A 5,936-nucleotide genomic window follows, 5' to 3' on the forward strand; every position below is an offset into this window, starting at 1 on the left:
GTGGGCACGGCGCAAGAGCGCCTTTGCCCACCCTACGAGTTCCGCGCTAGCGGCAAGACAGCAATCCCGATCAAGCGAGGCGCGCGGTGAGGGCGCATCATCACCCCGCTTCGAACGAGAGCCTTGAGCCATGAACCCAGCCCAGCGCGCGCTCTGGTACATCGAAAGCCATCTGGCCGAGCCGATGACGCTCGATGAGATCGCTGCGATCGGAGACGTGTCGCGGTTCCACATGGTGCGTGCGTTTGCCGCAGCCACCGGCTTCCCGGTGATGCGCTACGTGCGGGCGCGGCGGCTGAGCGAGGCGGCGCGTCGTCTCGCCAACGGCGCGCCGGACATTCTCAGCGTCGCCCTGGAGGCGGATTACGGCTCGCACGAAGCGTTCACCCGCGCGTTCCGCGACCAGTTCGGCACCACGCCCGAAGCGGTCAGAGCGGCGACGTGCACAAGCCAGCTCAAGCTTCAGGAGCCGATCCTCATGGACTCCACGATCTCGGACACTCTCAAGGCCCCGCGTTTCGAAACCGCCAAGGCCTTCCTCGTCGCCGGCCTCGCCGAGCGCATCACCTGTGACAACGGCGCCATCATCCCCGGGATGTGGGCCCGCTTCCACCAGCAGGTCGCCGACATTCCCGGGCGCATCGGCAATGTGGCCTACGGCGTCTGCTGCAACGGCGATGATTCCGGCAATTTCGATTACATCGCCGGTGTCGAGGTCGCCGACTTCTCCGACCTGCCACGCGGGCTCAGTCGCATCCGTATCCCCGAGCAGCGCTACGCGGTGTTCACCCACAGCGACCACGTCGCCTCGATCCGCCGCACCGTCAACGCGATCTGGAATCAATGGCTGCCGGCTTCCAGCTACAAGGCCGCCGACGCCCCCAATTTCGAGCGCTACGACGAGAAGTTCGATCCGGTCAGCGGCAATGGCGGCTTCGAGATCTGGGTGCCCATCAAAGGATAAGGCTGCAACGCAGCATTGCGCCCGCTTGCTTGGCAAGGGAGACCTGTTTTGTCATAACCGCTGGCAAAACTTGCCAGCGGGGCCCGTGCCGGACATCCCGAGCAAGCCATAACAAGCAGCCCGGAGGGTCCCGCCAATGTCCACTGCCATGTCTGACATCCGCGTTCTCGCCACCGACCTCGAATTTCCGGAAGGCCCCGTGGTGATGCCGGACGGTTCGGTGGTGCTGGTGGAAATTCGCGGGCAGCGCCTGACGCGGGTTTATCCCGATGGCCGCAAGGAGATCGTCGCGAAGGTGCCTGGTGGCCCGAACGGCGCCGCACTTGGCCCGGACGGAAAAATCTACATCTGCAACAATGGCGGCTTCTCCTGGATTCCGACCGGCAAGATGATCATGCCGGGCCCGCAGCCGGAGGATTATCTCGGCGGGTCGATCCAGCGCGTCGATCTGCAAACGGGCAAGGTCGAGACCGTCGTGACCAAATGCGGCGCGCACGATCTGCGCGGGCCGAACGATCTCGTCTTCGACAAGCATGGCGGCCTCTGGTTCTCCGATCTCGGCAAGCGCCGTCCCCGCGAGATGGATGTCGGCGGCATGTACTATCTCAAGCCCGGCATGACCGAGATCGTCGAAATCGTGCACGGCGTGCTGCCGGCCAACGGCATTGGCCTGTCGCCGGACGAGAACACCGTCTACATCGCGGAGACGCCGACGGCCCGGCTCTGGGCCTATGAGCTCTCCGCGCCCGGCGTGCTGAAGCCGCGCGAGGCGATCTATCGCGGCGAGCGGGGCAAGCCGATCTGCGGCCTTGGCGGCTACCAGATGTTCGACTCGCTTGCGGTGGAAGCGAACGGCAATGTCTGCGTCGCCACGCTCGTCTCCGGCTGCATCTCGGTGATCGCGCCCGACGGCACCCTGGTCGAGCAGGTCCCGACCGGCGACCGCGTCACCACCAACATCGCCTTCGGCGGCCCCGAGCTGAAGACCGCCTACATCACGCTGTCAGGCAAGGGCGAGCTGATCGCCATGGACTGGCCGCGCAGCGGTTTGCCGTTGAACTTTTTGAATAAGTGACGATGGCGTAGTACGCCATCGTCATCCCGGGGCGGCTCGGAGAGCCGAACCCGGGATCTCGAGATTCCGGGCTCGGCTCTTCGAGCCGCCCCGGAATGACAACCATGAGGACGATCGAATGCCCTGGCCTGATCCCATCACCCTGCGTGGACAGCACGCCCGTCTCGAGCCGCTGTCGAAAGAGCACCTTGCGGGGCTGACCGAGGCCGTGAAGGACGGCGAGCTGTCAAAGCTCTGGTACACCGCGATCCCGCTGCCCGAGAACATGGGCAAGGAGATCGACCGCCGCCTCGGCCTTCAGGCCGCTGGCTCGATGCTGCCATTCACGGTGTTCGACGCCGGCGGCAACATCGTCGGCATGACCACCTACATGAACATCGACGCCAACAACCGCCGCGTCGAGATCGGCTCGACCTGGTATGGCAAGAGCGTGCAGCGCGGCCCGCTCAACACGCAGTGCAAGCTGCTGCTGCTCACTCACGCCTTCGAGGCGCTGAACTGCATCGCGGTGGAATTCCGCACCCATTTCTTCAACCACCAGAGCCGCCGCGCCATCGAGCGTCTCGGCGCCAGGCAGGACGGCATTTTGCGCAGCCACCAGGTCGCGCCCAACGGCACGCTGCGCGACACCGTCGTGTACAGCATCACCGCCGCCGAATGGCCGACGGTGAAGGCGCATCTGGAATATCAACTCAACGACAAGCCGCGCTAGGGGGCGGCCGAGGCACCATGGATAGATTTGACTATGTGATCATCGGCGCGGGTTCGGCCGGTTGCGTCCTCACCTCCAGGCTCAGCGAAGATCCCAACACCAGCGTCTGCGTGCTCGAAGCGGGGCCGAACGACTGGCACCCCTACATCCATCTGCCGGCGGGTTTCATCAAGACCTTCCACATGAAGAGCATCAACTGGGCCTATCAGCAGGAGCCCGGGCCCTACACCAATGGGCGCAGCATCTACGCGCCGCGCGGCAAGACGCTCGGCGGCTCGTCCTCGATCAACGGCCACATCTACAACCGCGGCCAGCGCATGGATTTCGACACCTGGGCGCAGATGGGCAATCGCGGCTGGGGCTATGCCGACGTGCTGCCCTACTTCCGACGGCTGGAGAAGCGGATCGGCGAAGGCGAGGACATCTATCGCGGCCGCGACGGCAACCTCATCGTCACCACGATGGACTGGCGCGATCCGCTCTGCGAGGCCTTCATGGAAGGCGCGGTCTCGCTCGGCATTCCGCGCAACCCTGACTACAACGGCAGGACCCAGGAAGGCGTCTCCTACTGCCAGCGCACCATCAACAACGGCCTGCGTGTCTCGGGCGCGACTGTTTTCCTGAAGCCGGCGATGAAGCGGCCCAACGTGCATGTGCACACGCATGCGCATGCGACCGAGATCATCTTCGAGGGCAAGCGCGCCGTCGGCGTACGCTACAGCAAGGGCGGCCGCGGCGGCACGCCGGTGGAGGTGCGCGCCAACAAGGAGGTGATCCTCTCCGGCGGCACCTATAATTCGCCGCAGCTGTTGCAGCTCTCCGGCATCGGCTCGCCCGATCTGTTGCAGCAGCACGGCATCGCCGTGCGCCATGCCCTGCCGGTCGGCGAAGGCCTGCAGGACCACTACGCCCCGCGCACGGTGGCGCGGGTCAAGGACATCAAGACCATCAACGAGCTCCGCCGCGGCTGGCGTCTCTGGGTCGAGGCGATGAAATGGGCCACCGCACGCCGCGGCCTGCTCTCGCTGTCCCCGACCATGGTCTATTGCTTCTGGCACTCCGGCGAGAGCGCGGAGTCGTCCGACCTCCAGCTCACCTTCACGCCGGCAAGCTACAAGGAAGGCGTGCAGGGCCAGCTCGAGGACGAGCCCGGCATGACGGTGGCGTCCTGGCAGCAGCGCCCGGAGAGCCGCGGCTATGTCCGCATCCGCTCCAATGATCCTTTCGCGCCGCCGATCATCCAGACCAACTATCTCGATGCCGAGCTCGACCGCCGCGTCATCGTCGGCGGCATGAAGCTCGCGCGGCGTTTGCTGAAGAGTGCTCCGCTGTCGCCCTATTACGCCTATGAGGATTTCCCCGGTCCCAACGTCGTCACCGACGACGAGTTTTTGCACGCGGCAACAGAGCGGGGCACCACGACTTTCCACCCAGGCTGCACCTGCCGCATGGGCCCGGCGGACTCGACCTGGGCCGTCGTCGACGACCAGCTCCGCGTCCACGGCCTCGAAGGCCTCCGCGTCATCGACGCCTCGGTGATGCCCCGCATGATCTCGGCGAACCTCAACGCATCGACGATGATGATCGCCGACCGCGCCTCCGATTTGATCCGCGGCAAGGCCCCGATGGAAGCCGCGCGGATTCCGGAGACGGCGGTGGGAACAGCAGCGTAGAGCCTGTGAGTCATTTCCGCATTCGATATTAAAGAGTGGGTAGCGCCCGCGCTGATGTCGGGGGCCGTCGATGTCGAACCGCCGGGGGATGGCTGTGCTGTCTATGCTTTTGCCAGTTGGTGTCCTTGCAGGATGTTGTTGGTGAGGGCGTACCAGAGCACGACGGCACGGACCTTCTCGATGCCGCGCACGGTCAATTGCCTGAGGTCCCAGTTCCGCCACCGGGCATGGATGCATTCGCAGATCGTGCGGGCTTTGTACTGTGCCTTGCCGGCTTCGCTGGCCATGCGGGCCCGCCAGGCCGCGACGCCAGGACCGTCGCTGCTCCGAGGTAAAAAGGGATCGACACCGCTCCTGGAGTTGGGCGGAGGACAGTAGACCTCGACGCCTTCACCGTGCGCCCATTCGATGTCCTCGCCGCTGCAGAACCCGCCATCGGCGAGGTAGCGACGCGGCAAGCGCTTCAGCCGAGTGCGCGTTCGCTCCAGCATCGGCCGCATCAAGCCGCGATCTGATCCGTTGTTGTCGATGTCGACCGTGACCACGATCAGTTCGCCGGCCGCGCTGGCCACCTGCACATTGTAGGCGGGGCGGAAGCCGGCATCTGCCATCTTCATCACCCTTGCCTGCGGGTCGGTGGTGGAGGCCCGGGGCTCCTTCGGCTTTTTGCCATTGCCGCCTTTTTCGTCGAGTTGCTTGCGCTTCCGCTTGATCTCGTCCAAAGCCCTCTGCGCAGCCTGCACCCGCTCACTGCGTTCGCGTGCCGCGCGCTCTCTGGCCGCCCTGATACGCCGGCTGCTGGCTTCCGGATCCGCATCGACCTCGCGCTTGAGCTCTTCCACCACAGCCTTCGCTTGGGCCATCTGCCGGCCGAGCGTTGCCTCCCGCCGGAACGAGCCGGCCCCCGCATTCGCCCGTATCCGCACCCCGTCCTGGGTCAGCTTCTCCAGATCAATCAGCCCTGCCTCATTCAGAGCCACCAGATGTTCGACCAGCAAACGGTCCAGCAGGTCCGCGCAGCCGACCCGGAAATCCGACAGTGTGTGATAGTTCAAAGACACGCCGCCGCAGAGCCAGCGGTAGACGTCGTGACTGTCGCAGAGCCGATCCAACGCCCGCGCGCTGCCAACGCCATCGCTCGTGGCGTACAGCCAAAGCGCCAGCAGCAGCCGGGGTGATGGCGCCGGATGGCCCGGCCTGTTTTCCCGTGCCTTAACCCGATCTTCCAGCTCGCTCAGGTCGAGCCCCTCGACATAAGCCCAGATCACCCGGGCCAGATGATCCTGCCCGATCAGGCTGTCGATATCGACCGCCCGCAATTCGACCTGATTGCGCACGGGCTCGCGCAGCCGAGGTGCACCCCGCGGCACCGCTTCGGTTCGTGGCGCCGACTGATCCGGCAATTCGCCAAAAAGTCCCTCGTCAGCCATCATCCTCTCCAGCAGATCAGTCTGCCTAGAGAATCACATTCGCCCGACACGCGGTACAAAAGATTCACAGTCTCGTAGGGTG

Annotated in this window: 5 protein-coding genes; 4 read left to right on the forward strand and 1 reads right to left on the reverse strand. The window is 65.1% G+C overall.

Annotated features, from left to right (window positions below):
* Nucleotides 1-130: 130 nt before the first annotated feature.
* The 4 genes from AOQ71_RS06230 to AOQ71_RS06245 all read left to right on the forward strand — a co-directional run bounded on the left by AOQ71_RS06230 (nt 131) and on the right by AOQ71_RS06245 (nt 4,424).
* Nucleotides 131-964: an AraC family transcriptional regulator gene (locus AOQ71_RS06230; RefSeq protein WP_057743144.1), complete on the forward strand. Its 834-nt coding sequence runs from the start codon at nt 131-133 to the stop codon at nt 962-964.
* Nucleotides 965-1,112: 148 nt separating this feature from the next.
* A complete protein-coding gene (locus tag AOQ71_RS06235) occupies nt 1,113-2,039 on the forward strand; it encodes an SMP-30/gluconolactonase/LRE family protein (protein WP_057743146.1) in 927 nt (308 codons plus the stop codon).
* 118 nt (nt 2,040-2,157) lie between these two features.
* Entirely contained in the window at nt 2,158-2,751 is a 594-nt protein-coding gene (locus tag AOQ71_RS06240) for a GNAT family N-acetyltransferase (protein ID WP_057743148.1), read from the forward strand.
* Between the two features lie 17 nt (nt 2,752-2,768).
* Nucleotides 2,769-4,424 (forward strand): GMC family oxidoreductase, encoded by a 1,656-nt coding sequence (locus tag AOQ71_RS06245; RefSeq protein ID WP_057743150.1) that lies wholly within the window; start codon nt 2,769-2,771, stop codon nt 4,422-4,424.
* Between the two features lie 101 nt (nt 4,425-4,525).
* Here the strand turns inward: AOQ71_RS06245 and AOQ71_RS06250 are convergent, their stop codons facing one another.
* Complete coding sequence (locus AOQ71_RS06250; RefSeq protein ID WP_057742559.1) at nt 4,526-5,857, reverse strand: IS1182 family transposase; 1,332 nt, start codon at nt 5,855-5,857, stop codon at nt 4,526-4,528.
* Nucleotides 5,858-5,936: the final 79 nt, after the last annotated feature.

This window comes from Bradyrhizobium manausense (genome assembly GCF_001440035.1).
Taxonomy (GTDB): Bacteria; Pseudomonadota; Alphaproteobacteria; order Rhizobiales; family Xanthobacteraceae; genus Bradyrhizobium; species Bradyrhizobium manausense.